Origin of the sequence: Prauserella marina (assembly GCF_002240355.1) — a bacterium.
In the GTDB taxonomy this organism is placed as follows: domain Bacteria; phylum Actinomycetota; class Actinomycetes; order Mycobacteriales; family Pseudonocardiaceae; genus Prauserella_A; species Prauserella_A marina.
In genome coordinates, this window is sequence record NZ_CP016353.1 from 2,698,067 (window position 1) to 2,722,545 (window position 24,479).

Sequence of the window (24,479 nt, forward strand, 5' to 3'; positions counted from 1 at the left end):
ACTGGGGGTGGAGCCCATCACCGGTTGGCTCAGTCTTGCGCAGCCTGTGGCAGTGGAGCCCTTTCCATGCCTTCCACGCGCCACACACCGGTCCAGAAGTCGGGCCGGCTGGGCGTGACCAGCTCGATCAAATGCGGGCGCCGCGCCGACAACGCCCGCTGGATGTCGGCACTGAGCTTCGCCGATGCCTCGGTGACGGCGTCGGTCAGCGACGTCTCGTCCGGCCACACGTGAACCGACGTCGACAGCCCGAAACCGGCCGCGATGGCGGCATAGTTCATGCGGGCGACGTTGTCCAGCGGCAGCACGTCCCTGCCGACACCGTCGGAATCGGCCTGCTTGCCGAGGCAGACGCTGGCCCCGTTGTTGCACACGAGGACGACGAGCGGGGCGTCGTGCTCACTCGCGGCGGCCAGCGCCTGGAGACCGTTGGTGAAACCGTGGTCGCCCAGCGTCGTGAGAACCCGCAGCTCCGGATTGGTCGCGGCGAGGCCAACGGCTGTTGGCAGGCCACCGCCCACGAAGCCGCCATGGCTGCCGAACACCCTGACCCCTTGCGGAAGGTGCCGGTAGTTGCGGGCCACGAGACCGCCGAACATGAGGCTGTCGTCGACGATGACCGGCTCGGCGTCTTCCCCGCTTTCCGCGAGCCCCTGACCGACGGCGCGGACCAGTTCGACGGCGCTGGCGCAGCTTCCGGGGTCGATCGGCTCCGGAAGGCCGGCGGGAGCCGCGGCGGGCGCGGTCAGTTTCTCGGCGATGCCACGTAGGGATCCGCCCACGTCCCCGGCCACCAGCACGTCGGAGGAGGTCATGTACCGGTTTTTCGCCGTCGCCTCTACGTTGCTGGTCAGTACGAGCTTGCGGCAGCCGGGAAGCGGGCCGACGACGCGCGGGTACATGTTGCGGTCCTCGACCGTGACGAGCAGGTCGGCGGAGCCGAGCAGTTCGCGGTGCCCTTCGTCGGTGGGATCGTAGGCGCCGACGAAGGTCGGCACGGTCTCCTTCCTCACCTGCTGGAAGAGCATCGGGCCCCGCTGGTAGGCGGTTTGCAGCACGGGAGCGCCGATGGCCGAGGCGAACGCGGCGAGGTCCGCTTCCGCGCTGGGGTTCCGCAGGAGGTAGTCCTCGACGAGGATCACGGGCCGCCGCGCGGAGGCTGCGAGCGCGCTGGCCTCCGTGAGATCGGGAAGTGGGGAGACCGGCTGTTCGGCCGGTCCGTCGGCCAGCATCTCCGAGGGGATGAACGCCCCGGCGAGCAGATCCTGGGGGAGACCGAGCAGGACAGGGCCTCGCGGTGCCTCGGACAGCGTCCGCAGCGCTTCGTCGACGAGTTTGAGGAAGGCCCTCGGGTCGGCGGCATCCAGTTGCGAACAGTCGAAAGCGGCCTTCGCGAACGATCCGGCCGCCTCGATGAGCCCCGGCTCGGCGTGCGGCGGAAGGAACGGCGCCGACGACCGGGACGGCATGCCGACGAGGTAGAGCACCGGCACCTCACTGCGCCGGACATCGGCGGTCGCGCCGAGCGCGTTGGTGAGTCCTCGCGCGCCGTGCAGGATCGCCGCGCAGTTCGCGGGGCCCGCGAAGTTGCCGCCGGCGGCCATGAAGGCGGCTTCCTTGTCGCCACGCGCGTTGACCAGTGTGAGCGTGTCGCGCTCGGCGACGGCGGCACTCAGCGCGAGTTCGGAGGTGCCGGGGTAGGCGAAGACCGTCGAGATACTCCACCGCGCCAGTGCGTGCGCGACCGCTTGCGCTCCGTTGATCTTGCCGGGGGCTGGATCCTGGAGTTCATCGGGTAGTTCAGGAGTCGAGCGAGGCATGCTGGCGTGCCCGCCTTTCGTTGTCGTGGCCGCCGAAACGGCCGAGGTGACTCCGGAGTGGAGGCAGACCACGGTGCCGGGAGCGGGGTGACGATCAAGGACGTCGATACGGTAACCGCAGTGACTGAAGTACGACAAGTGTCCGTTTTGTCAAGTGACGGTTGGCTTACCGGGAGTGAACGCGCCGCGAGCTTCCCTGCCGCGTCCAGTGTGGACAGCGCGCGGCGCCGCGCTGCCGTGGGCTGATCCGCTCACGGCGGAGAAGCGGGCGGGCGGCCCCTGCCAGGCGGCATCGTCGGGGTATGACCAACGACGAGAAACGGCCGCTGTTCGACCACCGGCTCAGGGAACGATTCTTCGCCCAGCGGGTGCTGGTCCTCGACGGCGTGCTCGACGACGACAACGGGACCGTACTGACCACCCAGCTCCTTTCCCTCGCCAGCGAGGATCCCGGCAAGGACATCGCGCTGTGGATTCACTCACCGGGCGGCTCCGTGCCCTCGATGCTGGCGATCAGGGACGTGATGCGGCTCGTGCCGTGTGACGTGGCGACACTCGCGCTCGGCCTGGCGTGCAGCGCGGGACAGTTCCTGCTGTCGGCGGGCACCCCGGGGAAGCGGTTCGCCCTTCCGCACGCCCGGATCCTGATGCACCAGGGCTCGGCGGGAATCAGCGGATCGGCGGTCGAGGTGGAGGTGCAGGCAGACGATCTGCGCTACACGAGGGACACGGTGCTCGGGATCATCGCCGAGGACACCGGCAAGCCGCTGGAGGACGTCTTCGCCGATTCGCTGCACGACCGCTGGTTCACCACGGAGCAAGCGCTGGAGTACGGGTTCATCGACCACGTCGTCGGCGCGCTCGACCAGGTCGTTCCCGTACGCACGCACATGGGCCTCGGCTCGCCGAAGGGAGCGGCGGTATGAGTTCCTACACCATCCCCAACGTCATCACCCGCGAGGCGGGTACCGAGCGGATCATGGACGTCTACTCGCACCTGTTGTCGTCCCGGATCGTCTACCTCGGCACCGCCATCGATTCCGGTGTCGCCAACGCGTTGATCGCGCAGTTGCTGCACCTTGAGGCCGACGACCCGGAACTGGAGATCAACCTCTACATCAACTCCGAGGGTGGAGATCCCTCGGCGATGCTCGCCCTCTACGACACGATGCGCTACATCAAGGCACCGGTGGCGACGACCTGTGTCGGCCAGGCGGTCGCCGCGGGAGCGGTACTGCTCGCCGCGGGTGCGGAAGGGCGAAGGTCGGTGCTGCCCCACACGCGGGTGGTGCTGCATCAGCCCGCCGCGCAGGGCCGCGGAACCATTCCTGACCTCATCCTCCAGGCCGACGAGGTGGTGCGCGTGCGGACCCAGCTGGAGGAGATCCTGTCGGCGCACACCGGCCGCGACATCGCGGAGCTGCGGCACGACACCGACCGCGATCGCGTGTTCGACGCCGTCGGTGCCGTCGCCTACGGGCTCGCCGACCAGGTCCTCGACCGCCGGATCTGAGTTCTCACGCCGCCATGAGCACGGGGCCCGCGGGGCGGCGGCTTGGCATCCTCAGCCTCGTGACGTCGCCCGCGATGCCGGTGAGCAAACCGGCCAGGTCGAGTCCGAGCGCACCGGCGACCGCGGCGATCATCTCGCTCGACGGTTCCTTGCGGCCCCGTTCCATCTCGGAGAGGTACTGAGGGGAGATACCGGCCCGCTCCGCGACGTCGACGAGGCGGTGACCTTGTTCCTCCCTGGTCGTCCGCAGGCTCCGGCCGAGCGCTTCTCGCCACAGTGGTTCCGGCGCTCGGTCAGGCATTCGGTCCGGCGTGGCGGGACGGTTGCGGTCGAAATGAAGGATGTCGGCCATGCGGCCATCCTGGCACGGGCGCGGTGCCCGCCGAGAGTCGTTCCGCTGCCAGCGAAACGACTCTCGGCGAGCGGGTGTCCACCCGGGATGGTGAGCGGCTACCCCTAAAGCGCTCTTTCCAGCCCCTCGGTCAGCGCGAACGGGACGATGTCGAGGCGGTCGAATCGCCAGCCGTCTCCGGTACGGCGCGCTCTGTAGTGATGGGTTCCGGCCGCGATGGCCTCCTTCTTGTCGTCGATGGCGAAGACGGCGACGTCGTTGGCCCGCACCGTGGCCGCGTCACCGTCGATGTCGATGACGAGGTTGGACTTGCTGTGCAGGGTGGCGGCGAGTTCGCCGTGGCGGGACCGCACGAGGTCGAGAAGTGCCTCGATGCCGCGCGCCTGCCCGCTCGGCGAGGTGACCACGACGTCTTGGGTGAAGAGCCGGCCGGTCTCGTCGTAGCGCTGCTCATCGACCCACAGGCTGTGCCTGGCGACCAGATCGGCCAGCGCGGCGCGGTCGGCGAGTTCGTGGATCAAGGTTTCGGTCCCGGGCATGACGCACTCCTCAATTGATTGGTTAGACTAACGTTAGGATCGCCAACGAATATAGGTCGTTAGTTCGTCTAACGCAAGAGGTGGCGGCTGGCCATGATTGTCGTGTCCAGAGTGGACAGATGTGCGGCCCGGGCAGGTGTGGCTACGGCAGGTCTCGCGGGATGTCGTCGAGCCATGCCTCGATCGACTCGTCCGAGGCCGGGCTGGTGGAGGCGGGCGGAAGGCCGGTGATGAGTTCGCCGATGAGCTTCCACAGTTCGTCGTCCTTGCCCGCGAGGCGGCCGAAGCCGCGGAACGAGGAGAATTCCTCCTCCCTGAGGTGCTTCGCGGCACGAGCGTCGAACCACGCCTCGCCGTGCGCGTCGCCTGGTTGCGCGCAGGCGCGCGCACCCTTGGCCGCTCTGCCGACGAGCTGAGCCGTCGGCCCCTTGGGGATGCCGAATACCGAGTGGGCGGCGGGGCCGGTTTCGACAGCCGTGGCCACCCTTCGCAAGAGTTCGCTCAACTGGAGTGCGTCCCCGGCGTTGCCGACCGGATCGATCGCCCGCAGCATCGCCGCCCAATTCTTCGATTCATCGCTTTCGCCGGTTTCCAACCATAAACAGACAAATCGCCGGAAGCGCCAATCGGCGAGAATCCAGAACCGGTTGTCGTCGAGGCCGTCGCCGTCCGTTCCGGCCGCCTGCTTCTCCAATGCCGCCAGCCGGCTCGCCCAGGTGCGGTCGTCGTAGATGCCGAGTGCGGCGATCACCGTCCTGACGAAAGGAGAAACTCCGGCGGGCATGATTGCGCCATCGCCTCACGTTGCTGTCGGCTTCATGCCTGAGCATTCCTGGAAACAGCGGGATACGCGACCGTGAGAATGTCAGATAGCGCTCTGCCGGTGAAAACGCCGGGGTCGATATGAATGAATTTCGTTATGGCTCAGGGCATCCGGGGCAGCCAGGCCGCCGGTTTCGTGACGCGGGCGTGGTGCGATTTTGGGGGAGGCGGGCTCAGCCTGCCCGCCCTGACTCCGTTGCCGATCACGACGACCTCGGCGAGTTCATGGATGAACACGACAGCGGCGAGACCGAGCACCCCGAACGCGGCGAGTGGCACGAGCGCGAGCACGATCGCCGAGGAGAGCGCGATGTTCTGCATCATGATGGCCCTGGCCCGACGGGTGTGTGCCAGTGAATGAGGCAGGTGCCGCAGATCGGTACCCATGAGCGCGACATCGGCCGTTTCGATGGCGACATCGGTACCCATGGCCCCCATGGCGACGCCGACGTCCGCGGTCGCGAGCGCGGGGGCGTCGTTGACTCCGTCGCCGACCATGGCGACCTGGCCGTTCCGCTGTTCGCGCAACCGCTCGACGAGGGCGGCCTTGTCCTCCGGTCGGAGTTCGGCATGCACCTCGGAGATTCCGGCCTCGCTCGCGAGCGCGTGCGCGGTGCGCGCGTTGTCGCCGGTGAGCATCACCACGCGGACACCAGTCATGGTGAGGGCGGCGACGGTCTCGGCGGCTTCGGGCCGAAGGTCGTCGCGGATGCCGATGAGGCCGAGTACGGCGCCCGCGTGTTCGACGACCGCGACCGTGGCCCCGCTGTCCTGGAGCCGGGCCACCTCAGCCGCGAGCGGGCCCGGCGCGATCCAGGACGGCTTGCCGAGTCGCGCGGGGGCTCCTTCGACGATGCCTTCGAGCCCCGCGCCGGGTACCGCCGACACCTCCCGCGCGGGAACGGTTTCCGGTGCCTCGGCGAGGATCGCGGCGGCGAGCGGGTGTTCGCTGCGAGCCTCCAGCGCGGCGGCGACGGCGAGTGTTCGCGCGCTGTCGCCGCCGGTGGTGACGATCTCGGTGACGCTGGGATCGTTACGCGTGAGGGTGCCGGTCTTGTCGATGGCCACCGTGCGGACGGCGCCGAGGGATTCGAGTGCCTTGCCGCCCTTGACGAGGACGCCGAGCCGGGACGCGGCCCCGACCGCGGCGATCACGGTGACCGGGACGGAGATCGCCAGCGCGCACGGCGCGGCCGCGACCAGCACCACGAGCGAGCGTTCGAGCCAGATCACGGGATCGGCGAACAAGGAGCCGAGCCCGGCGACGAGAGCCGCGAGCACCATGACGGCCGGTACGAGGGGCCGGGCGATACGGTCGGCGATACGCTGGCGGGATCCCTTGCGGCGCTGGGCATCCTCGACGGTTTTCACGACTTTGGTCAGCGAGTTGCCTTCGACGGTCGCGGTGGCGCTGATCGTCAGTACCCCGTTGCCGTTGATGGAGCCCGCGTAGACCTCGTCCCCCGGCGAGATCTCGGCCGGTATCGATTCACCGGTGATCGCCGACGTGTCCACACTGGAGTGTCCGGTGAGGACGATTCCGTCGCTGGCGATTCGTTCCCCCGCCCGCGCGAGCATCCGGTCACCGATGCGCAGCCTTCCTGGCGAGATCACCGTTTCCACGCCGCCGTGCAGGACGGTGATCTGTTCGGGCACCAGCGCCAGCAGCGCTCTGAGGCCACGCCGGGCGCGCGCGAGCGAGTAGTCCTCAAGTGCCTCGCTGATCGAGAAGAGGAAGGCCAGCATGGCGGCCTCGCCGAACTGACCGAGTGCCAGCGCTCCGAGCAAGGCGATGGTCATCAGGGTGCCGACGCCGATGCGGCGCCGCCACAGCGCGCGCAGGGTGCCGGGGACGAAAGCCGCTCCACCGGTGACCGCGGCGGCAACGTGCGCTGCGATGCCCGCCGGTTCCGCGCCGGACCAGCCCGCCAGGTAGCCGGCGGCGGTCAGCGCACCCGCGACCGCCGCCAGCCTGATCTCGCGGATCCGCCACAGCCGGGGAAGTGGTTCCTCGTGTTCGGCGGAATGCTGATTCTCGTTGGCGCCACAGCAATCGGCGCTCATCTCGGATCGGCCTCCACGGCGTCCATATCGGGCGCACCGGCGACCTCAAGCAGCCGGTGCGCCCGAGGGGCGAGCCGGTACATCACGAGTTTGCCTTCCCTGCGGGAGGTCACCAGCCCGGCCGAGCGGAGCTGCCTCAGGTGATGTGACACCAGGCCCTGCGACGAGCCGACGATCCAAGCCAGGTCACAGACGCACAGTTCGTCGCCGATGCCCAACGCGTGCGCGATCCGCAGCCGGGTCGGGTCGGCCAGTGCTCGCAACCGGTCCGCCCTCGTCCGCAGCTCTTCGGGTTCGGGCAGCGCCGTGCGCAGCCCTTCGGCGTGGTCGAAGTCGATACACAGCAGTTCGCACCGGTCGTCGCTCATGCCGTCAAACTAACGTACGTCGATATGTTTGGGCAACGGGTGCGCGGGATACCTGGCCCTCGTGGGGACGGGGGCCAGGTATCGCCCGTTACAAGACCGCGGGCCGGGGCGGCCTGCGGCGCAGAAGCTGCCAGGCGGTCAGGCCCGCCACCGAAAGGCCGACCGGAACACCGGCTGCCGGCGCGGTGAGCCGCACCAGCAGCACCATGGCTCCGATCAGCAACAGCGGCACGGCGACGAGCACCAGCGCCCGCAAGGTGTGAGGCCAGCTCGCCAAAGCCCGGGAAGCGAGGCACCACCCCGTCGCGGGCGCCCTGTACCTCCCGCGCTGGCGCGGTTGCGCGTGGAATGTCCTGCCGCGTTCCCGGGGCGCTTCCTGTGCTGATCGCCGGGTCAACAGGTGTAGGGCGGCGTCGACCCTTTCGTTTTCGAGTTCGGCCGCGCTACCTGGTGGCGGGAAAACCACGCGAACCCACGCACGATTCGCGTCCCCGGAATCCTGTGCCGCGCAGGCTGAAGGCGGTAGTGTTGCCATGTTCTTTCTCCTGATCTGGAAGAGGGAACAATTCCGTGTGGCCCCCTGTGAGCGCAGGGGGCCACACGCCGTTTGGGGGACCCCAGACGTGTGCCCATCTTGGCGAAACTGGTCGCCTGAGTAGATGCGATTCGGCCATCGGGCGACCAGCGGATCAAATAATGCGCCGAACGGAACGAGCGTTTCAGCTCGACCGAAACTGCACGTGTCATCGACAGGTGCAGGTGCAAGTGCAGCAACCTGGGCGTATGCGCGGCGGCGTGTGCGCGGGCTGGAACCCGCTGGTCAAACAGTCGTGTGCCGCGAGCGACTCTCGGTGCGCGTTCTTGGTGGTGCGGTTGACGCGTTTATGCGCCAACCGCTTACCGATTGTGTGCGCGGGAATGTATCTGTCGTGGCGCGTCGTCCTCGGGGTCAACTGAAGGTGTTGTACGTCCTCGGGTCCCGTCTTGTTCCTCGCCGTGTGGACCGCCGTCGAGTATGCCAGATGACAGCGCGCCGTGCAGCACCATACCGCGTCGGTTCGCGTCAGGTCCTCGACCCGGTGCCGTCATGGCCGCCGCACCTCGTGGTGTCCGCTCACCCGGTGGGTCGCTTGCTCCGTTTCCGCTGCCAGCGGCCGAGGGCGTTCTGCAACAGCGGCAGCGCCCCGAACACGACGGTGGGCACCAGTACAAGGGTCAGCAGCAAGGTGCGGGCGATGCCTGGCCACGCGTCGAGATGCGGGATGACGACCGCGTTGATCAGTACCGCGGGAGGAAACAGCGCGACCCAGATGAGAATCGCCGATCGCAGCCGGGAGGGGGCGCCCCCGGTGCCGCCGCCCCTGGTGAGCGGGAGCGGCGCCGGGGTGCCCTCGGTCAGCGCCTCACCTTCGGCGAGCCGTGAAGCCCGGGTCTCGCTGCGTTCCCAGCGCAGCAGATGCTCGGCTCCCGCGAACGACAGACCGATGTGGACGGTGCTGTCGCCGCCCGCGGCGACGTGCGAACAGAGATAGCCGGGGAAACCGGCCGCGTCGCGGCACAGCTCGTGAGCCCACTTGTTCAGCGCCGCGCCGTCGCGGTCCCTTGCCGTGCGGGACACGAGCACCGTTGCCGGAAGCGCCGTGCTCATCAGCGCGCCCGTGGCGGAGTGAGCCCGGAAGGCAAGCCCTCCATCCGATCCTGGACGACGTCGACGATGCACGGTCCTTCACCGGCGAGTGCTTCCTCGATGGCCGGACCGAGCCCGGCGTCGGAGGTGACGCTGATGCCGCGCCCGCCGAGCAATCTGGCGTACTCGGCAAAGTCCGGATTGCCGAGGAACACGCCGTTGTAGCGGCCCTCGTGCGCGAATCGCTGGCGGTCGCGGGTGTTGCCGTAGGCGTAGTTGTTGACGATGATCGTGACGACGTCGATGCCCTCGCGGACGCAGGTTTCGAAGTCCTGGGCCACCATCCAGAAACTGCCGTCGCCGCTGAGCGTGACGAGCCGCTTGTCCGGCCTTGCCAGCGCCATCCCCATCGCGGCCGGAAAACCCCACGCCATCGCGCCACCGGCCGAGCCGTAGTAACTGGCGGGACGGTCGACGTGCACGTAGCGCTGGACCCAGGGGCCGAAGGTGTGCACGTCCTGGGCGAGCACGACGTCCTCGCGTTCCATCAGGTTCCGCACGAGCCCGGCGAGCGCGACCGAGCCGACCTTGCCCTCCACAGTGGATTCCCCGGCGGGCAGAACCGAAGCCTCGTCGAGTTCCTCGCGCAGCGCCACCCTGCGCGTGATCCGCGCGGCGGCGGGCCCCTGATCACCGGCGACGAGCGGGCCGAGCGCGGCCGACAGTGCCATCGCGGCGGCACCGGCGTCGGAGACGAGCCCTACCGTCGGCGGATACACCCTGCCCAGCTCGTCCGGATCGATGTCGGCGTGCACCAGCCGCGCCGAAGGCGGCACGAGAGTCCACCGTTTGGTCGTGAACTCGGAGAACCGGCAGCCGAGCGCCACCACGACGTCGGCTTCGCGGACGATCCGGTCGGTGACCTCGTGCGCGCCGTAGCCGAGTGAACCGAGGAACGCGGGATGGCTGTTGGCTACGACGTTCTTGCGCAGCCACGTGCTGACGACGGGTGCCCCCGCCGTTTCGGCCAGCTCCAGGACAGACTCGGGCGCGGCGGCGCCCCCGCCGCCCACCACGATGACCGGACGTCGCGCCGTGGCCAGCAGCTCGGCGGCCTCGGCGATGCCGCGTGGATCGGGAGCGGGCGGATGGATCCGCACCTTCGGGCCTGGCTCCGCGTGTGCGGGAGCTTGCAGCACGTCAAGCGGTAGCGACACGACGACGGGGCCCGGCCTGCCACCGACGGCGGTCCGGACGGCCCGTTGCAGCAGTTCCGGAATCCGGTCCGTTTCGGTGATCTCCACGGCCCATTTGCACATCGTCCGGAAAGCGCCGACGACGTCCATGTCCTCAAAGGACCGGCGGTGACTGATCGATCCCGGCACCTGCCCGATCAGGGCGAGCAGCGGGACCGACTCGTCGTGGGCATTCTGCACCGCGATCGAAAGGTTCGCGGCGCCGGGGCCCCGCGAGGCGAGGCACACGCCGAGCGGCCCGCCCGCGCGGGAGAAGCCGTCGGCCATGAAACCGGCCACCTGCTCGTGCCTCGTCGAAAGGTAGCGCAGGTCCTCCCGTTTTCCGAGCGAGTCGATGAGTTCCATGATCGTGGTTCCCGGAAGACCGAAGACGTGCGTTATTCCCTCGGTGGCAAGGGTTTCGGCGACGAGGTCGGCGCCGGTCGGCTGTTCAGACGACAACGTTCACCGCCTTGAGTTCGGTGTAACTCAACAGTTCCTCGATGCTTTCCTCGCGCCCGACGCCGGAGGATTTGGTGCCGCCGAAGGGAACTCCCCAGAAATGCCGTGACGAGTCGTTGATCCAGACATAGCCTGCCTCGACGCGGTCGGCGAGGCGAAGTGCCTCCGACACGTCGCGGGTCCAGATGCTCGCGGTGAGCCCGTAATCCACGTCGTTGGCGATCGCGACCGCCTCGTCGGTATCGGTGAACGTCATGACGGACATGACCGGGCCGAAGACCTCTTCCTTCGCGATCCGCATCGAGGGCTCGACTCCGGTGAAGATCGTCGGCTCGACGTAGTAGCCGCGGTCGAAACCCTCGCCCTGTGGGCGTCCGCCGCCGTGGAACAGCCTCGCGCCCTCGGCCGAGGCGATGTCGATGTAGCGCAGAGTCTTGTCGTACTGCGCGCGGGAAGCGAGCGGGCCCATCTGGGTGGCCGGATCGACGGGGGAGCCGATCGTGATGCGGGCGACCCGATCGCGGACGTGCCGCAGTACCTCGTCGGCGATGTCGGCGTGCAACAGCACCCGCGAGGTCGAGCCGCAGGACTGCCCCGCTGACCACGCGAAGTTCATGCCGCGCACGATGCCGTCGGCCGCGGCGCTGAGATCGGCGTCGGGGCACACGATGAGGGCGTTCTTGCCGCCGAGTTCGAGGCTGATCTCCTTGACGCCGGTGTCGGCCGCGTCCCGCTGGATGATCCTGCCGACGCGTTCGCTGCCGATGAAGCCGATCCGGCGGATCAGCGGGTGCCGCACGAGAGCCTGGCTCGCCGACGGCCCGTCGCCGGTGATGACGGAAAGAACACCCGCGGGGAGCGCGTCGGCGGCGAGTTCCGCGATACGCAGCGCCGAAAGCGGCGTGATCTCCGATGGTTTGAGCACCACCGCGTTGCCCGCGAGTAGCGGCGCCGCGATCTTGGCCGCAGCGAACATCGCGGGATGGTTGAAGGGCACGATCCTCGCGACGACGCCGAACGGGGCGCGACGGGTGAAGTGCAGATTGCCCGCGCTGGCGGGAATCGTGTCGCCGCCGAGCCCGCCCGCGTAGTCGGCGAACAGCTCCAGTACGTCGGCGCCCCAGTGCGCGTCGGTACGCATGGCGGTGACCGGGTTTCCCGAGTCGAGTGCGTCGAGCAGGGCGAGTTCGTCCGCGTGTTCCCTGATCGTCGTGGCCAGCTCCCGCAGCCTGCGCCCGCGTTCGCGGGGTTGCAGTTCCCGCCAGCCGGTTGCCGCGTCGGCTGCCGACCGCACCGCTTCGTCGACGTCGTCCTCCGTGGCGTCCGGCGCGTGAGCGAACGGCTGCTCAGTGGCAGGGCATTCCACCGGGTAGGTAGCGCCGGTACCCGATGCGCGCGCGTGCCCGCCGATCGCGAGCAGCCACTCGCGATCGGCGGCACCCGCCGCCTCGGCGATCGGATCGTCCACCACTGACATTCCGTTCCCTCCATCCTGGGGAAGCCGACTCTGCATGGCAGAACGTAGCTCGTGATCTGGCTCGTGGTCAACGAGCGAGAGCCGGAGGTTGACAACCAGGAGCGCTCCGTCCATGCTCCTCTCTGCGTATGAGATTAGTACTCTGGAGAGCAGAAAGTAGGGCTGGGAGCCAGTGATGACCGATCAGTCGCGTCTTCTTGAGGAAGTGCGGCGGGGCATGATTCCGGCGCACATCTACAACGACGAGGAGGTGTTCCAGCTCGAGAAAGAGCGCCTGTTCGGCCGAGCCTGGGTGTTCGTCGGGCATGAGTCGGAGATCCCGCAACCAGGCGACTACGTGGTGCGCAGGGTGCTGGACGACTCGTTCATCCTCTCCAGAGGGGAAGACCACCAGGTGCGGGCGATGTTCAACATGTGCCTGCACAGGGGAATGCAGGTGTGCAGAGCGGAAATGGGCAACGCGTCGCATTTCCGCTGCCCCTATCACGGTTGGTCCTACCGCAACGACGGCAGGCTGGTGGGGCTTCCGTTCCACAAGGAGGCATACGGCGGCGAGGCCGGTTTCCGCCGCAAGTCACAGACTTTGCTGCCGGCGCCCGCGCTCGACACCTACAACGGGCTGATCTTCATCAGCCTTGATCCCGACGCGCCGCCACTGCGGGAATACCTCGGCGACTTCACGTTCTACCTCGACTACTACACCAAGCAGTCGGCCGGAGGGATCGAGCTGCGCGGCCCGCAGCGCTGGCGGGTCAAGGCGAACTGGAAGATCGGCGCCGAGAACTTCGCCGGCGACATGTATCACACGCCGCAGACGCACACGAGCGTCGTGGAAATCGGGCTGTTCAGGGAACCCAAGGCGGAGAAGCGCAAGGACGGCTGCACGTACTGGGCAGGCAACGGCGGCGGCACCACCTACAAGCTGCCGCCCGGATCGTTCGAGGAGCGACTGCGCTACGTCGGCTATCCCGACGAGATGGTCGAGCGTATGAAGCAGACCTGGTCGGCGGAGCAGCGGGCCGTCGTCGGCGAGGACGGATTCATGATCTCGGCGGCATCGGCGTTTCCGAACCTCAGCTTCGTGCACAACTGGCCCAAGGTCGAGGATTCCGACGACGTACTGCCGTTCATCTCGATCCGGACCTGGCAGCCCGTCGGGCCGGACGAGACCGAGGTGCTGTCGTGGTTCGCGGTCGACGCGCAGGCGCCCGAGGAATTCAAGGCGCTGTCCTACAAGGCATATCTGATGTGTTTCGGCAGTACCGGGATGTTCGAGCAGGACGACGTCGAGAACTGGGTGTCGCTGACCAACACCGCCGCCGGTTCGATGGCGCGACGGCTGCTGCTCAACAGCAGGATGGGTCTGCTGGAGGACGACAGCCCCGTTGTGGATCCCCTTCCTCGGGAGAGATTCTCCGGGCCGGGATCGGCCTACGTCGGATACGGCGAATACAACCAGCGCCACTTGCTTCGGCGCTGGGCCGACTACCTGGAAAAGCCCGTGGAGTCCGCGGCGACGATCAGGGTCGGCGGCGACCAGGGCGAGGCGAAGGCGGTGACACCATGACCAGCGCGAGGGCGTCGCGAAGCCGCACCGGCAACGGAGGACCGTACTCGGCCGAATCGCCGCTGGGCGGTCACGCGCCGAGGACCCAGCGCACGGGCCGCTCCCTTCCGTTCTCCGACGAGCGGCATCAGCAGGCGCACCACTGGGTTGTCGAGGAAAGCTACCTGCTCGACGCCCAGCACTACGACGAGTGGCTCGACCTGCTCACCGACGACATCCACTACGTCATGCCGGTGCGGGTCAGCACCGCGCTCGGCGCCGGTTTCGACTCCGCGCCCGGCATGGCGCACTTCGACGAGAACAAGTACTCGTTGTCGCGCAGGGTCGCCCGCTTCGCCACCGAACACGCCTGGACCGAAGACCCGCCGTCGCGGCTGCGGCACTACGTCACCAATGTCCGTACGTTCGCCACCGAGGACGCGGACCATCTCGTCGTGGACTCCGCGGTGCTGTTGTATCGCAGCAGGGGAGACGTGCGGGAGGCCGCGATCGTCTCCGCCGGCAGGGAAGACCTGTTGCGCAGGGATCCCGGCGGGCAAGGCTGGTCGCTGGCCCGGCGGACGATCCTCGTCGACGATTCGGTGCTGCGCACCCAGAACCTGGCGATATTCCTGTGACCCCGCGCTGGCCTGGAGAGGAGGACGACGCGGTGGCCGCCGCCCGCGCCGCCGCCGAGTTGCGCGCACTGCGGGAACACCGTAGTGGCGAGGAGATCGTGCTCGGCAACGAATTCGCCGAGATCCGGGTGTGCAGAGTGGAGACTCGCAACGGCTCCCGGTTGCTGATCGAGGCGCCCAAGTCGGGGCAGTGGGTGGCGTTGTGCCCGCTGGAGCTGGAATCACTGACGTGGCAGAACGCCGCGACGTTCTCGGCGATGATCGGCACACCCTTCGGCCCGCTGCTCGGCCACGACGAGGAGGCAACGTGACCACGTGGCTTGCCGGGCGCAGCGCGCTGATCGTCGGCGCGGGCTCGGGGATCGGCAGGGCGGTGGCGGACACGTTCGTCGCCGAAGGCGCGCGGGTCGCCGTACTGGAACGAGATCAGGCCAAGTGCGGAAAACTCGCCGCCGAGCTTCCCGGATCCCCGGTCGTCGCCGGTGACGCCACGACGAGGCAAGCCAACGAGGAGGCGGTGGCGAGCGCGGTGTCGGCCTTCGGCGGGCTAAACATCCTCGTCAACTGCGTCGGGATTTTCGACTTCTACCGGGGAATCGGTGAGCTCGACGCGGGAGAACTCGACGACGCCTTCGCCGAGATGTTCGCGGTCAACGTCAAAAGTCACCTGCACTCGGTGAAGGCGGCGCTGCCCGCGCTGCGGAAGGGCGGCAACGGCAGCATCGTGCTCACCGAGTCGACCTCGGCGTACTACCCCGGACGCGGCGGCGTGCTGTACGTGTCGTCGAAGTTCGCGGTGCGCGGTCTGGTGACCGCTCTGGCCCATGAGCTGGCACCGGATGTCAGGGTGAACGCCGTGGCACCGGGAGGGACGGTCGGCACCGACCTCAGAGGACTCGACAGTCTCGGACTCGGTGAGCGAAGCCTCGGCGCGGCGAAGGACAGGGAGTCCGAACTGGCCGGACGCGTGCCACTGCGCGTCGCGTTGTCCGGCGCCGACCATGCCTGGAGCTACGTCTTCCTCGCCTCGGAACGCTCTCGCGGCATCACCGGAGACGTCGTCCATCCCGACGGCGGCATGGCCGTCAAGGCATGAGCGGGAAACGACGGAACAAGGAGGAATTCACATGGCGGTCGTGAAGGCCGATCCCGGACTGTGCCAGGGATACGCCAACTGTGTCGTCGCGGCCGACGACGTGTTCGACCTCGACGACGACGGGGTCGTCGTCGTGTTGAGGGACGAGGTCGAGGAGTCTGAAAAGGACAGGGTGACCGATGCGGCGAGAAGCTGTCCGGTCTCCGCGCTGGTGGTCGAGAGTTCATGAACCCTGTCACGGTGATCGTCGGCTCCTCCATCGGCGGAGTGCGGACGGCGCAAGCACTGCGCGCCTCAGGATACGACGGCGAGGTGCTGCTCGTGGGGGAGGAGACCGCGCTTCCCTACGACAAGCCTCCGCTTTCGAAGGGATTGCTCGCCGGAAAGTCCACTGTGGAGGACATCACCCTGCTCACGGAGGAGGCCGCTGCCGAGGCCGGGATCCGGCTCGTGCCGGGCCGTGCGGCGACCGGGCTCGACGTCGCCGGCCGGTGGATCGAACTCGCCGACGGCGAACGGCTTCGCTTCGACGACCTCGTCATCGCCACCGGCGCGCGGGCAAGGCCCTCGCCATGGGGCGGCATGCCGGGCGTGCACGTGCTGCGCACGCTCGGTGACGCCGAAGCGCTCGCTCGTGACCTCGGCAAAGGCGGGCCGCTGGTGGTGATCGGCGCGGGTTTCATCGGCGCCGAGGTCGCCGCGACCGCGAGGGACATGGGGGTCGAGGACGTGACTCTCGTCGACCCGGCACCGGCGCCGCTTCACGGGGTATTGGGTCCCGAACTCGCGGACTGGTGTGCGCGCCTGCATGCCGGAAACGGGGTGACCACGCGGTTCGGCGTCGGCGTCGACGGAATCGACCGCTCCGCTGAGGGACTGCTCGTGCGGCTCGCCGACGGGAAACGGTTTCCCGCCGCCACGGTCGTCGTCGGCATCGGAGCCGTGCCGTGCGACGACTGGCTGCGGTCGTCCTGTTTGCGGCTCGACGACGGCGTGGTGTGCGACGCCTATGGCCGCGCGGCCGAGAACGTATACGCCGTCGGTGACGTCGCCCGCGTTCCGCATCCGCGCAAGAACGCGCTGGTGAGAGCCGAACACTGGACCAGCACCGTCGAACAGGCCGCCAGGGTGGCGCACAACATCGCGAGGAAGGAGTCGCCGCGCGCGCACGAGCCGGTCGAGTACGTGTGGAGCGACCAGTACGACAACACCATTCAGATCACCGGCCACACCGGGGGACCCCTCAGTGCCGTCACCGTGCCGGGGCCCGATCCCGGACGCGCGTTCGCCAGGCTCTACGCCGAGCCGGACGGAAGCTTCGCCGGTGCCGTCACCGTCAACTGGCCCCGCGCGCTCATCACGTGCCGCAAGGCGGTCGGCTCGGCGGCCTCGCTGGAGGAGATCCGAGGTTCGGTGTCGGCGAAACGTCCCGTGACCAAGACTGGAGCCCGGCCATGACCACCCCGCCACCGAGCGTGGAACTCGCACCGCTGCGCACCCACATCGCCGCCGCCTGCCGCGTGCTCGCCGCGCGGGGCCTCGCCGACGGAATTCTCGGGCACATCAGTCTGCGCGTCGACGCGCGACGGCTGCTGGTGCGCTGTCGTGGTCCGGAGGAACGCGGACTCGCGTTCACCACGGCCGCCGACATCCGGCTCGTCGACCTCGATGGGCAGGCCGGTGCCGAGGGTGAACTCGACGGCGGTTACGCGCCGCCTAACGAGCTTCCGCTGCACACCGAGGTTTTGCGCCGAAGGTCCGATGTGGACTCCGTCGTGCACGCGCATCCTCCGGCCGTCGTGGCCGCCGATCTGGCGGGCCTGGCGATCCGGCCGGTCGTCGGCGCCTTCGACATCCCGGGAACCAGGCTGGCAGCCGGTGGTGTTCCGGTCTATCCCCGTGGCGTGCTGGTCCGCGACCGGCGGCTTGCCGGGGAGATGGTGACGGCGATGGGCGACCGGCCGGTCGTTCTGCTGCGCGGTCATGGACTGACCAGCGCGGCGGAGGATGTCGCCATGGCCGTGCTGCAATCGGTGAGCGTCGATCAGCTCGCCTCGCTGTCGCTGCGGGTCGTGTCCGCGGGCGGGACGCTCACGGACCTGCCGGAGGCCGATTTCGCCGAACTGCCCGACCTCGGCGCGGGCTTCAACACGACGACGGCGTGGCGCCACGAACTCGCCCGGTTGCCCTGAGTCATGACCATCGCGAATGTATGTCCTTTGTGCTCACCAGAATCACGAAGAACCTTACCGTGGAACGGTTGACACTCCCGAGTGAATGAAAGAAAGTAATTCTGCATTGCAGAGGCACTGCAAGAGGTACTTCATCGTGTAGTCCCGATGCCCCGCACGGTGGGCGCGCCCAATGAAGCGCGCGGAGAGGAATCACTGTGTCCATCCACGTCATCGGAGTCGTGGCGCTCGTACTGGTGTTCATCATCGGCACCCTCAGACCCGTCAGCATCGGCGCGCTTTCGCTCGTCGCGACCTTCCTCATCGGAACGCTCGTCGCGGGCGAGAGCGTGGACGAATTGCTCGCCGGGTTCCCCGCCGAGTTGTTCGTCCTGCTCGTCGGCGTGACCTATCTGTTCGGACTCGCGTCCGTGAACGGCACGATCGAATGGATCATCGACAGGGCGGTGGGACTGTTCGGCGACCGGCCCGCGCTGGTGCCGTGGCTGATCTTCGTCTTCTCCGCCGTGCCGACCACCGCGGGGGCGCTGGGACCCGCCGCGGTGGCCATGCTCGCGCCGCTGTGCCTGCGGCTGGGCGAGCGTTACGGCATCGACCGGCGCATGTCGGCGCTGATGGTCATGCACGGTTCGTGTCTCGGCAACTTCTCCCCGTTGAACGGCCTTGCCATCATCGTGCAGCGGGCCGCTGCGGCCGGAGGGGTGGAGGTCTCCTCGGCCGCGCTGTTCTTCGGCAACGCCGCCTACAACATCGTGCTCGCCGTGGTGATCTACCTGTGCTTCGGCGGGCGGAAACTGTTGCGCGAGCGGCACGGCCGGGTGGCAACGGCACACGCGACGGTCACCGCGAGCGTGGCCGCCACGACCTCCACCGGCGGCGTCTCGACCATCACCGGGGGTGGTGGCACCGGTGAGCCAGGAGCAAGCGGCGGTACGGAGCCCGCGTCCGGCTCCGGCAACGCGGAGCGGAAATCCGTGGCGCTGCGCGCGGATCAGGCGATCACCCTGCTGGTCATGGCAGGCGTCGGTGTCGGTGCGCTCGTCTTCGACATCGAGATCGGCTTCCTGGCCCTGATCGCGGCCGTGGCGCTGCACGTGGTGTTCCCGAAGCGCTTCGACAAGGCCGACAAGCAAATCGTGTGGTCGGTGGTGTTGCTCATCTGTGGAGTCACCACGCTGGTCGGCGCCATGGAGCGTTACGGAACGGTCGATGTCGTCGGCAATGGCATCGCGGGTATCGGCGTCCCGCTGCTCATCGCCTTCCTGCTGTGCGTCGTCGGTGCGTTCACCTCAGCTTTCGGCTCCAGCGCCGGATTGCTCGGCGTGCTGATCCCGCTCGCGGTGCCGTTCCTGTTGCAGGGGCAGATCGGGGCCAGCGCGATGATCGTCGCGCTGGCGATCTCGGCAACGGTGGTGGACTCGACGCCGTTCTCCTCGGTCGGCGCGCTGACGCTCGCCAACGCGCCGGAACGGGAACGTCCCGCGTTGTTCCGCACGATGCTCGGCTGGGGGATGGCGATGGTGGTGACGGCTCCCGTGCTGACGTGGCTCGTCTTCATCCTGCCGAGTTCGGTGTGACTGACAGTCTATTGAGGATCGGAGAGGACATTCATGTGTGCTGACGTCAGGGAAACGGTGGCGACCTCGTCGCGGGTGCTTGCCGCCTCCGGGCACGGGGACCTGATCTGGGGTCACGTGTCGGCCCGCGACCCTGGCGGAAGGGGAGTCTGGCTGAAGGCGGCCGAATGGGGACTCGACGAGGTGACCCCCGAGCGGGTCCACCTCGTCGACGAGAAGGGAACCCTGCGCGAGGGGGAGGGAACGCCGCACAGCGAGTACCCGATCCACACCGAGATCATGGCCGCGCGCCCCGATGTGGGCGCGGTCGTCCACACGCACCCGCCGCACGCGGTCGCGCTGGCCGCCACCGGGCAGCCACTGCGCCCGGTCAGCCACGCGGCCAACTATTTCGTCCCGCCCGAGGTGCCGCGCTTCACCGACACCGCCGACCTGGTGCTCACCCCGGAACTGGGGCGGGCGCTGGCCGGTGTTCTCGGCGAGGCCCGCGCGGTGTTTCTCGTCAACCACGGGATCGTCGCGGTCGGCAGGGACGTCGAGGAGGCGACGGTGGCGGCGATTCTGCTGGAACGCGCGTGCGCGCAGCAGTTGCTGACGCATACGGGCGGCGGCTGGCCTTCCTGGTCGCCGATCGAGGAGTCCATGGCCAAACGCGAGCACATCTACCATCGGCGCGCGGTGTCGGCGGTGTGGGACTACCTGGTGCGGAAGCTCCCAGCCGTGAGCTGACCGGGGCAGCCGCAATCGTGCCGGGGTGTCGCCGCGCCCGGGCACGATGCGGCGACACCCGGTGGGGCACTCGCGGGAACGGGGGGTAGGGACTCGTGCCGGAGTCGACTAAGATTTCTGCTGTGAAGAACGTTTCTGCGCTAGACGCGATCGAAGTCGGCCCGCGCCCGCAGTACCCGATCGAATCCGTCGACAACGCGCTGAGGATTCTGCTGCTGTTGGGGGACCGCAGTGAACTCCGGCTGACCGAGGTCGCCGACTATCTCGGCGTCGCGTCCTCGACGGCCCACCGGTTGCTGGCCATGTTGCACTACCGGGGCTTCGTCAGGCAGGACAGCCGGTCGAAGGCGTACGTGCCGGGAACGACGCTGACCGGTGTCGCCTTCTCGATCCTGCAGAAGTTCGACGTGCGGCAAACTCTGCGGCCGTTTCTGGAGCAGCTCAACGACGAGACGGGCGAGACCGTGCACGTGGCCACCCTCGACGGTACGACGGTGCGGTTCATCGACGCGATCGAGAGCCCGAAGGCGGTGCGGGTCGCGTCGAGGCTGGGCAGGTCGATGCCGGCCAACTGCACGTCGACGGGCAAGGCGATGCTGGCTTTCCTTCCGGAGGAACGGTTGCACCAGCTCTACCCCGCCGACGAACTGCCGGTGCTGACCGAGAACTCGATCAGCAGCAGAACCGCACTCGAACGCGAACTCGCGGGAATCAGGCGCCGTGGTTACGCGACCAGTTCCGAGGAAAGCGAAGAGGGCGTGTCGTCGGTGTCGGTGGCCTTCCCCGCCGACCGGTCCGCCTTGCGGCTGTCTTTCAACACGGCGATGCCCGTGAGCAGGGTGCGGCGCACCGAGATCAAGCGCATCGCGGAGATGATGATCGCCACCGTCGAACGGGCCGCCGCGTTGCTGCACTGACCAGGCGCGCGGGTTCGGCTGTCACTCGGTGATCCAGCCGAGGTTCACCGCTCGCTCGTGCAGGAAGTCCTCCGCCGCGGGCAGCGTGGCGAACGAGACGGCGTAGAGCGCGACGACGAGCCCGGCCGCGACGGCCCATGCGCGGCGGCGTCGCGGTGGCTGGTCCTTCGCGGCGCGGGTGCCGGACAGCCTGCGGTCGGCGGGCCTGCTGGCCCACGACACGATGCCGAGCACCGCGAACATCAGTGGCACGCCCCACGACCCCGCGCCGTCGCCGAGGACGAGGTGCGACACCACGGCACCCGACCACAGGAAGAAGCAACCCGCGTAAGCCCATTCCTTGAGCAGGCCGAATCCGGGAGCGATGATCGCCAGCGCCGCGCCGACGTGCCAGCCGCCGAGAATGTAGGCGAAGTAGTCCGGGTATTCCAGATGACGAAGCTGGGCCTCAATCCACTCGATCGACATCAGGTTCCACACCGATCCGGCGATCAGCTCGAACACGACGACGACGGTGGCGGTCCAGAAGACGAAGGGGCGGATTCGGCTCCGGCCGGTGTGGGTGCTCTTCTCCAGTGGGCGGCGGTCGGCCGCTGTCGTTTGCAAGTGCATCTCGGTCTCCTCGGTCCGCTGTGGTGGTTCTCACGGTTACGACAGCGCAGTCGGCCACGATGTGAGATAAGCCGAGTACCCGGCGTGCCCGCGCGAGCGTTGTCAGGGGTTTGCTTCCCTGTTAACGATGGACATCGTTATGTCCACAGTGGATCCGCTGGCGGAAAAGTTGCCCGCCGGATGTTCACTGGGGCTGTCCGGGTGTTTCGTCAGGTCGTATGTGGCCCGAGAAGGATGCCCGAATTGTCTCGGTGAGGTTTGCATAAGTTACCGTGACCAGCGCACTTGTTGAGAACTTGCGGAGGAGACGTCATGTCACTGGGGAGCCGGCTCGGTGTTGCCGTGTCCACGTGCGCATTGGTGCTGTCACTGGCAGCGTGCGGCTCGGAGGAAGAGGGCTCGCCGGTGAGGGGGTTCGAACCGAATGCGGAAGCGGGTCAACCACCTGCTCAGGCTGGCAACGACGATGACGACGACGACAGGGCGGCGACGCTGCGGATACCCGAGGCGTTCGACGCCGAGACGGGCTGGATCGCGGAGGACGACGAGGGCAGGCCGCTGAAGCGCTTCCACCCCGCCCCCGAAGCCGGCGCGCTGGTGTTCGCCGATGTCGACAAATACGACAAGATCACCGGGTTGGTAGCCCGCGACGCGCGCACCGGTGAGCAACGCTGGACCAGCGAGGTCTTCGAGTTCCCCGGGAAAGAAGAGGTCGAAGGTGCCCGGGGGCGGGTGCTGGTCACGAAGGGCGGTGACGGCAAGGAATACGCCGTTCTTGCCGCGACCGGAAAAGAGGGTGGCGACGGGGTGAACAAGTCCACCGACCTCACCCAACTCGCCGTCTTCGACACCGCCACATCGGGGGAGGGTGTCGCGCCGGTACGGCTCATCGACATTCCGGAGCGGGCGATCGAGTACCGAACGCAGGGTGATGGTCGCGTCCTGGTCAACATCCAAGGTTCAACCGCCGTGGTCGACGTCGCCACCGGTGACTTCACCGTGTACGAACACAAGGGCTCGGAGCTGGATCCTCCGAAACCCTGCATCGAGGAAACCCGTAACTGTGACCAGCGCAGGTCTGTGATGGGCGACACCGGCAAGGGCCCGCTCGTCCAGGGGCGGGACGTGTTCTGGGTCGCCGGTGGCTGGATCAGCACCGATGTCATTCCCGAGGGTGCCACCTACAGGGGCAGCGTCACCGGTAGTCAGACCTTCGGCTCGCCTGACGGCGCTGTCGCGATCGCGTCTTGGCCGACGGTCGAGGAGGAGAACATCACCCAGCGCGTCTTGGCGGCGCATGACATGGCGACCGGCAAGCCGCTGGCGGCAACCAAGTGTGAGACGTCGGGTGCGGCGATGATGTCCACGCCACCCGGACCGATGACCCGGTCGGTGGACGGGCGCTACCTGTTCGGGGCGACACTGGTGCTGGACCTGGAAACCGGCAAGGGGCACTGTTTCACCGCGACCGACGAACGCGAGCGTCTTGAGGTCTCCTCCGTCGACTCCCAGGGTGGTTCCGCCGCAACCGCCTACGGCGAGGGCGGGGGCAATGCCGGAGTGACCATCGACCTCAACACCGGCAAGGCGACGGCGCTGCCGGAAGGCACCGAGGTTCCTTCCTACATCGGCGCCGACTATGCCGTCGTCGAGGCCGCGAAGTGGACCTTCGTCTACCCGAGGGCGTGAGGCAGCCGCCGGGCGTGACCTCTGTCGTCACGCCCGGCGCGTCGCCACGGCGAGTCCACTGTGGATTTCCGGGTCGGCCGCGGGTGCCCGAGTGCGGAACCCGGCGGCCGGAGGTTCATGCCACCACCCGTTTCTCGACGCGCAGCACCGCCGCCATCGCGCCGTACACCAGCAGTGCCACCGTGTCCCTGTCGCCGTGACCGCCCGCTTCCTGCCACGCGGCGACCCTGGTGTCGGTGATGCGAGCTGGCGCGAGCGCGGCGAGGACGGCCAGTTCGGCCGTGGCGCGATCGATGAAGGGGAGGTCGGCGAGCAGCTCGCTGACAGGCACGCCGGGGGCCCAGCCCTCGTGTTTGGCGATCACCGTCGCCACGAGGTCTTCGGCCCGTTCGCTCAACAGCGCCGCTCCCTCCGTCGCCGCCGCGACGAGACCGGCGAAAGCCGCACCGGCCGGGGTGTCACCCGCCCACTCCGGCAGCAACTCCTCCGGCGGCTCGTCCAACAACTCCAGTCCCGCTCCCGCCGCCCTTTTCCGTAGTACGTCACGGAAAACCGGCGCATCCTCGAACGGTGGCGGCTCGTCACCGGTGAGCGAGCCGGGCAGCAGTCCCTGCGGAAGCATCGCGTGGGTGAGCCGGTCGATGAGGTGAGTGAACAGCAGGGTGCCGACGAACTCGGCGGTCAGTTCGGAGGGGAACGGCCGCGCGGGCACAGGGCCTCTCGCGCTCGCTCTCGCCCACTCCAGCAGCGCGCCGACGTACTCGTCGGCCGGTGGCCTTCCCTCGCGAAGATCGGCCGCGAGCCGGGTTTCTCCGGCCAGCTCCAGTGCGGCGATCCAGCTCACCGAGTCGTAGTCGCAATCGAGTGCCTGCGCCACTCCCAGAGCCACGATCGCCTTGTCACGCATGGGCGCGGATCCGGTCAGCTGGGATTCCCTGATCATGGCCCAGCCCGCGGCGAGAGCTTCCGGCATGGGCGACATGATCCGCACGGCCGGGCCGATGCTGCTGAACTCCTTGTCGACCTGGCGATACACCTCCGCGACGATGCCGGTCGCCAGCTCGGGGCGTACCGGTGTGACATGACGAACCATCGACATGAGCGACCTCCATGATTTCGGTGTCGCCACGAATCGTCGGTGGGCGAGGGGGTCGCCGTCGTCCCGCCAGCGATGACATTTCGCGTGCCTCGGAGGGAACCGGGA

Annotated in this window: 25 protein-coding genes; 13 read left to right on the forward strand and 12 right to left on the reverse strand. The window is 68.2% G+C overall.

Going from position 1 to position 24,479, the window contains the following annotated elements:
• Positions 1-29: 29 nt before the first annotated feature.
• Positions 30-1,820, reverse strand: a complete 1,791-nt coding sequence (locus tag BAY61_RS12545) for a thiamine pyrophosphate-binding protein (protein WP_091797294.1) — start codon at positions 1,818-1,820, stop codon at positions 30-32.
• A gap of 302 nt (positions 1,821-2,122) precedes the next feature.
• On the opposite strand from BAY61_RS12545, the gene BAY61_RS12550 reads away from it, so the two are divergent.
• On the forward strand, positions 2,123-2,746 hold the full coding sequence (locus tag BAY61_RS12550) for a ClpP family protease (protein ID WP_091797297.1): 624 nt from the start codon (positions 2,123-2,125) through the stop codon (positions 2,744-2,746).
• Positions 2,743-3,333 (forward strand): ClpP family protease, encoded by a 591-nt coding sequence (locus BAY61_RS12555; RefSeq protein WP_091797300.1) that lies wholly within the window; start codon positions 2,743-2,745, stop codon positions 3,331-3,333. The genes BAY61_RS12550 and BAY61_RS12555 overlap by 4 nt, the downstream gene beginning before the upstream one ends.
• A 4-nt stretch (positions 3,334-3,337) precedes the next feature.
• On the opposite strand, the gene BAY61_RS12560 is transcribed toward BAY61_RS12555, so the two are convergent.
• The 9 genes from BAY61_RS12560 to BAY61_RS12595 form a co-directional block, all read right to left on the reverse strand.
• Positions 3,338-3,685, reverse strand: coding sequence for a helix-turn-helix domain-containing protein (locus tag BAY61_RS12560; RefSeq protein WP_091797302.1), 348 nt, complete (start codon positions 3,683-3,685; stop codon positions 3,338-3,340).
• 104 nt (positions 3,686-3,789) lie between these two features.
• The gene (locus tag BAY61_RS12565) at positions 3,790-4,224 is read right to left on the reverse strand and encodes a nuclear transport factor 2 family protein (RefSeq protein ID WP_091797305.1); all 435 of its coding nucleotides are present in this window, start codon (positions 4,222-4,224) and stop codon (positions 3,790-3,792) included.
• A gap of 142 nt (positions 4,225-4,366) precedes the next feature.
• Positions 4,367-5,008 (reverse strand): hypothetical protein, encoded by a 642-nt coding sequence (locus tag BAY61_RS12570; protein ID WP_091797308.1) that lies wholly within the window; start codon positions 5,006-5,008, stop codon positions 4,367-4,369.
• A gap of 140 nt (positions 5,009-5,148) precedes the next feature.
• The gene (locus BAY61_RS12575) at positions 5,149-7,110 is read right to left on the reverse strand and encodes a heavy metal translocating P-type ATPase (protein ID WP_091797310.1); all 1,962 of its coding nucleotides are present in this window, start codon (positions 7,108-7,110) and stop codon (positions 5,149-5,151) included.
• A complete protein-coding gene (locus BAY61_RS12580) occupies positions 7,107-7,478 on the reverse strand; it encodes an ArsR/SmtB family transcription factor (RefSeq protein WP_091797313.1) in 372 nt (123 codons plus the stop codon). Before BAY61_RS12580 ends, BAY61_RS12575 begins: the two co-directional genes overlap by 4 nt.
• Positions 7,479-7,566: 88 nt before the next feature.
• Positions 7,567-7,734, reverse strand: coding sequence for a hypothetical protein (locus BAY61_RS32860; RefSeq protein WP_170140021.1), 168 nt, complete (start codon positions 7,732-7,734; stop codon positions 7,567-7,569).
• Positions 7,735-8,592: 858 nt separating this feature from the next.
• A complete protein-coding gene (locus BAY61_RS12585) occupies positions 8,593-9,126 on the reverse strand; it encodes a putative antibiotic biosynthesis monooxygenase (RefSeq protein ID WP_091797319.1) in 534 nt (177 codons plus the stop codon).
• A complete protein-coding gene (locus BAY61_RS12590) occupies positions 9,126-10,802 on the reverse strand; it encodes a thiamine pyrophosphate-binding protein (protein ID WP_091797322.1) in 1,677 nt (558 codons plus the stop codon). The genes BAY61_RS12585 and BAY61_RS12590 overlap by 1 nt, the downstream gene beginning before the upstream one ends.
• Positions 10,792-12,279 (reverse strand): aldehyde dehydrogenase family protein, encoded by a 1,488-nt coding sequence (locus BAY61_RS12595; RefSeq protein ID WP_091797325.1) that lies wholly within the window; start codon positions 12,277-12,279, stop codon positions 10,792-10,794. The genes BAY61_RS12590 and BAY61_RS12595 overlap by 11 nt, the downstream gene beginning before the upstream one ends.
• Positions 12,280-12,454: 175 nt before the next feature.
• Between BAY61_RS12595 and BAY61_RS12600 the strand changes: the two genes are divergently transcribed.
• From BAY61_RS12600 to BAY61_RS12645, 10 genes are all read left to right on the forward strand, one after another.
• On the forward strand, positions 12,455-13,846 hold the full coding sequence (locus BAY61_RS12600; protein WP_091797328.1) for a Rieske 2Fe-2S domain-containing protein: 1,392 nt from the start codon (positions 12,455-12,457) through the stop codon (positions 13,844-13,846).
• Positions 13,843-14,463 (forward strand): 3-phenylpropionate/cinnamic acid dioxygenase subunit beta, encoded by a 621-nt coding sequence (locus BAY61_RS12605; RefSeq protein ID WP_091797331.1) that lies wholly within the window; start codon positions 13,843-13,845, stop codon positions 14,461-14,463. Before BAY61_RS12600 ends, BAY61_RS12605 begins: the two co-directional genes overlap by 4 nt.
• Positions 14,460-14,774, forward strand: coding sequence for a hypothetical protein (locus BAY61_RS12610; protein WP_091797333.1), 315 nt, complete (start codon positions 14,460-14,462; stop codon positions 14,772-14,774). Before BAY61_RS12605 ends, BAY61_RS12610 begins: the two co-directional genes overlap by 4 nt.
• On the forward strand, positions 14,771-15,559 hold the full coding sequence (gene hcaB, locus BAY61_RS12615; RefSeq protein ID WP_091797336.1) for a 3-(cis-5,6-dihydroxycyclohexa-1,3-dien-1-yl)propanoate dehydrogenase: 789 nt from the start codon (positions 14,771-14,773) through the stop codon (positions 15,557-15,559). Before BAY61_RS12610 ends, hcaB begins: the two co-directional genes overlap by 4 nt.
• A 31-nt stretch (positions 15,560-15,590) precedes the next feature.
• Positions 15,591-15,788 (forward strand): ferredoxin, encoded by a 198-nt coding sequence (locus BAY61_RS12620; RefSeq protein WP_091797339.1) that lies wholly within the window; start codon positions 15,591-15,593, stop codon positions 15,786-15,788.
• Positions 15,785-17,017, forward strand: a complete 1,233-nt coding sequence (locus tag BAY61_RS12625; protein WP_091797342.1) for an NAD(P)/FAD-dependent oxidoreductase — start codon at positions 15,785-15,787, stop codon at positions 17,015-17,017. The genes BAY61_RS12620 and BAY61_RS12625 overlap by 4 nt, the downstream gene beginning before the upstream one ends.
• Positions 17,014-17,751, forward strand: a complete 738-nt coding sequence (gene phtC / locus BAY61_RS12630; RefSeq protein WP_091797345.1) for a 3,4-dihydroxyphthalate decarboxylase — start codon at positions 17,014-17,016, stop codon at positions 17,749-17,751. Before BAY61_RS12625 ends, phtC begins: the two co-directional genes overlap by 4 nt.
• A 197-nt stretch (positions 17,752-17,948) precedes the next feature.
• Positions 17,949-19,328 carry an SLC13 family permease gene (locus tag BAY61_RS12635; protein WP_091797348.1) on the forward strand — a complete coding sequence of 460 codons (1,380 nt, stop codon included), beginning with the start codon at positions 17,949-17,951 and terminating at the stop codon, positions 19,326-19,328.
• A gap of 33 nt (positions 19,329-19,361) precedes the next feature.
• Positions 19,362-20,057 carry a class II aldolase/adducin family protein gene (locus BAY61_RS12640; RefSeq protein ID WP_091797352.1) on the forward strand — a complete coding sequence of 232 codons (696 nt, stop codon included), beginning with the start codon at positions 19,362-19,364 and terminating at the stop codon, positions 20,055-20,057.
• 122 nt (positions 20,058-20,179) lie between these two features.
• Positions 20,180-20,974: an IclR family transcriptional regulator gene (locus BAY61_RS12645; RefSeq protein WP_091797355.1), complete on the forward strand. Its 795-nt coding sequence runs from the start codon at positions 20,180-20,182 to the stop codon at positions 20,972-20,974.
• Between the two features lie 21 nt (positions 20,975-20,995).
• On the opposite strand, the gene BAY61_RS12650 is transcribed toward BAY61_RS12645, so the two are convergent.
• Positions 20,996-21,586, reverse strand: a complete 591-nt coding sequence (locus tag BAY61_RS12650) for a DoxX family protein (protein ID WP_091797358.1) — start codon at positions 21,584-21,586, stop codon at positions 20,996-20,998.
• A 312-nt stretch (positions 21,587-21,898) separates the two neighbouring features.
• Between BAY61_RS12650 and BAY61_RS12655 the strand changes: the two genes are divergently transcribed.
• Positions 21,899-23,275, forward strand: coding sequence for a hypothetical protein (locus BAY61_RS12655; RefSeq protein WP_091797360.1), 1,377 nt, complete (start codon positions 21,899-21,901; stop codon positions 23,273-23,275).
• Positions 23,276-23,390: 115 nt separating this feature from the next.
• Here BAY61_RS12655 and BAY61_RS12660 read toward each other — a convergent pair whose 3' ends face one another.
• A complete protein-coding gene (locus tag BAY61_RS12660; protein ID WP_091797363.1) occupies positions 23,391-24,374 on the reverse strand; it encodes a hypothetical protein in 984 nt (327 codons plus the stop codon).
• Positions 24,375-24,479: the final 105 nt, after the last annotated feature.

Coding starts and splice junctions, on each gene's coding strand:
- BAY61_RS12545 (WP_091797294.1), bottom strand. CDS start 1,820: ATGCCTCGCTCGACTCCTGAACTACCCGATGAACTCCAGGATCCAGCC.
- BAY61_RS12550 (WP_091797297.1), top strand. CDS start 2,123: ATGACCAACGACGAGAAACGGCCGCTGTTCGACCACCGGCTCAGGGAA.
- BAY61_RS12555 (WP_091797300.1), top strand. CDS start 2,743: ATGAGTTCCTACACCATCCCCAACGTCATCACCCGCGAGGCGGGTACC.
- BAY61_RS12560 (WP_091797302.1), bottom strand. CDS start 3,685: ATGGCCGACATCCTTCATTTCGACCGCAACCGTCCCGCCACGCCGGAC.
- BAY61_RS12565 (WP_091797305.1), bottom strand. CDS start 4,224: ATGCCCGGGACCGAAACCTTGATCCACGAACTCGCCGACCGCGCCGCG.
- BAY61_RS12570 (WP_091797308.1), bottom strand. CDS start 5,008: ATGCCCGCCGGAGTTTCTCCTTTCGTCAGGACGGTGATCGCCGCACTC.
- BAY61_RS12575 (WP_091797310.1), bottom strand. CDS start 7,110: ATGAGCGCCGATTGCTGTGGCGCCAACGAGAATCAGCATTCCGCCGAA.
- BAY61_RS12580 (WP_091797313.1), bottom strand. CDS start 7,478: ATGAGCGACGACCGGTGCGAACTGCTGTGTATCGACTTCGACCACGCC.
- BAY61_RS12585 (WP_091797319.1), bottom strand. CDS start 9,126: ATGAGCACGGCGCTTCCGGCAACGGTGCTCGTGTCCCGCACGGCAAGG.
- BAY61_RS12595 (WP_091797325.1), bottom strand. CDS start 12,279: ATGTCAGTGGTGGACGATCCGATCGCCGAGGCGGCGGGTGCCGCCGAT.
- BAY61_RS12600 (WP_091797328.1), top strand. CDS start 12,455: ATGACCGATCAGTCGCGTCTTCTTGAGGAAGTGCGGCGGGGCATGATT.
- BAY61_RS12605 (WP_091797331.1), top strand. CDS start 13,843: ATGACCAGCGCGAGGGCGTCGCGAAGCCGCACCGGCAACGGAGGACCG.
- BAY61_RS12620 (WP_091797339.1), top strand. CDS start 15,591: ATGGCGGTCGTGAAGGCCGATCCCGGACTGTGCCAGGGATACGCCAAC.
- BAY61_RS12625 (WP_091797342.1), top strand. CDS start 15,785: ATGAACCCTGTCACGGTGATCGTCGGCTCCTCCATCGGCGGAGTGCGG.
- phtC (WP_091797345.1), top strand. CDS start 17,014: ATGACCACCCCGCCACCGAGCGTGGAACTCGCACCGCTGCGCACCCAC.
- BAY61_RS12640 (WP_091797352.1), top strand. CDS start 19,362: ATGTGTGCTGACGTCAGGGAAACGGTGGCGACCTCGTCGCGGGTGCTT.
- BAY61_RS12650 (WP_091797358.1), bottom strand. CDS start 21,586: ATGCACTTGCAAACGACAGCGGCCGACCGCCGCCCACTGGAGAAGAGC.
- BAY61_RS12655 (WP_091797360.1), top strand. CDS start 21,899: ATGTCACTGGGGAGCCGGCTCGGTGTTGCCGTGTCCACGTGCGCATTG.
- BAY61_RS12660 (WP_091797363.1), bottom strand. CDS start 24,374: ATGTCGATGGTTCGTCATGTCACACCGGTACGCCCCGAGCTGGCGACC.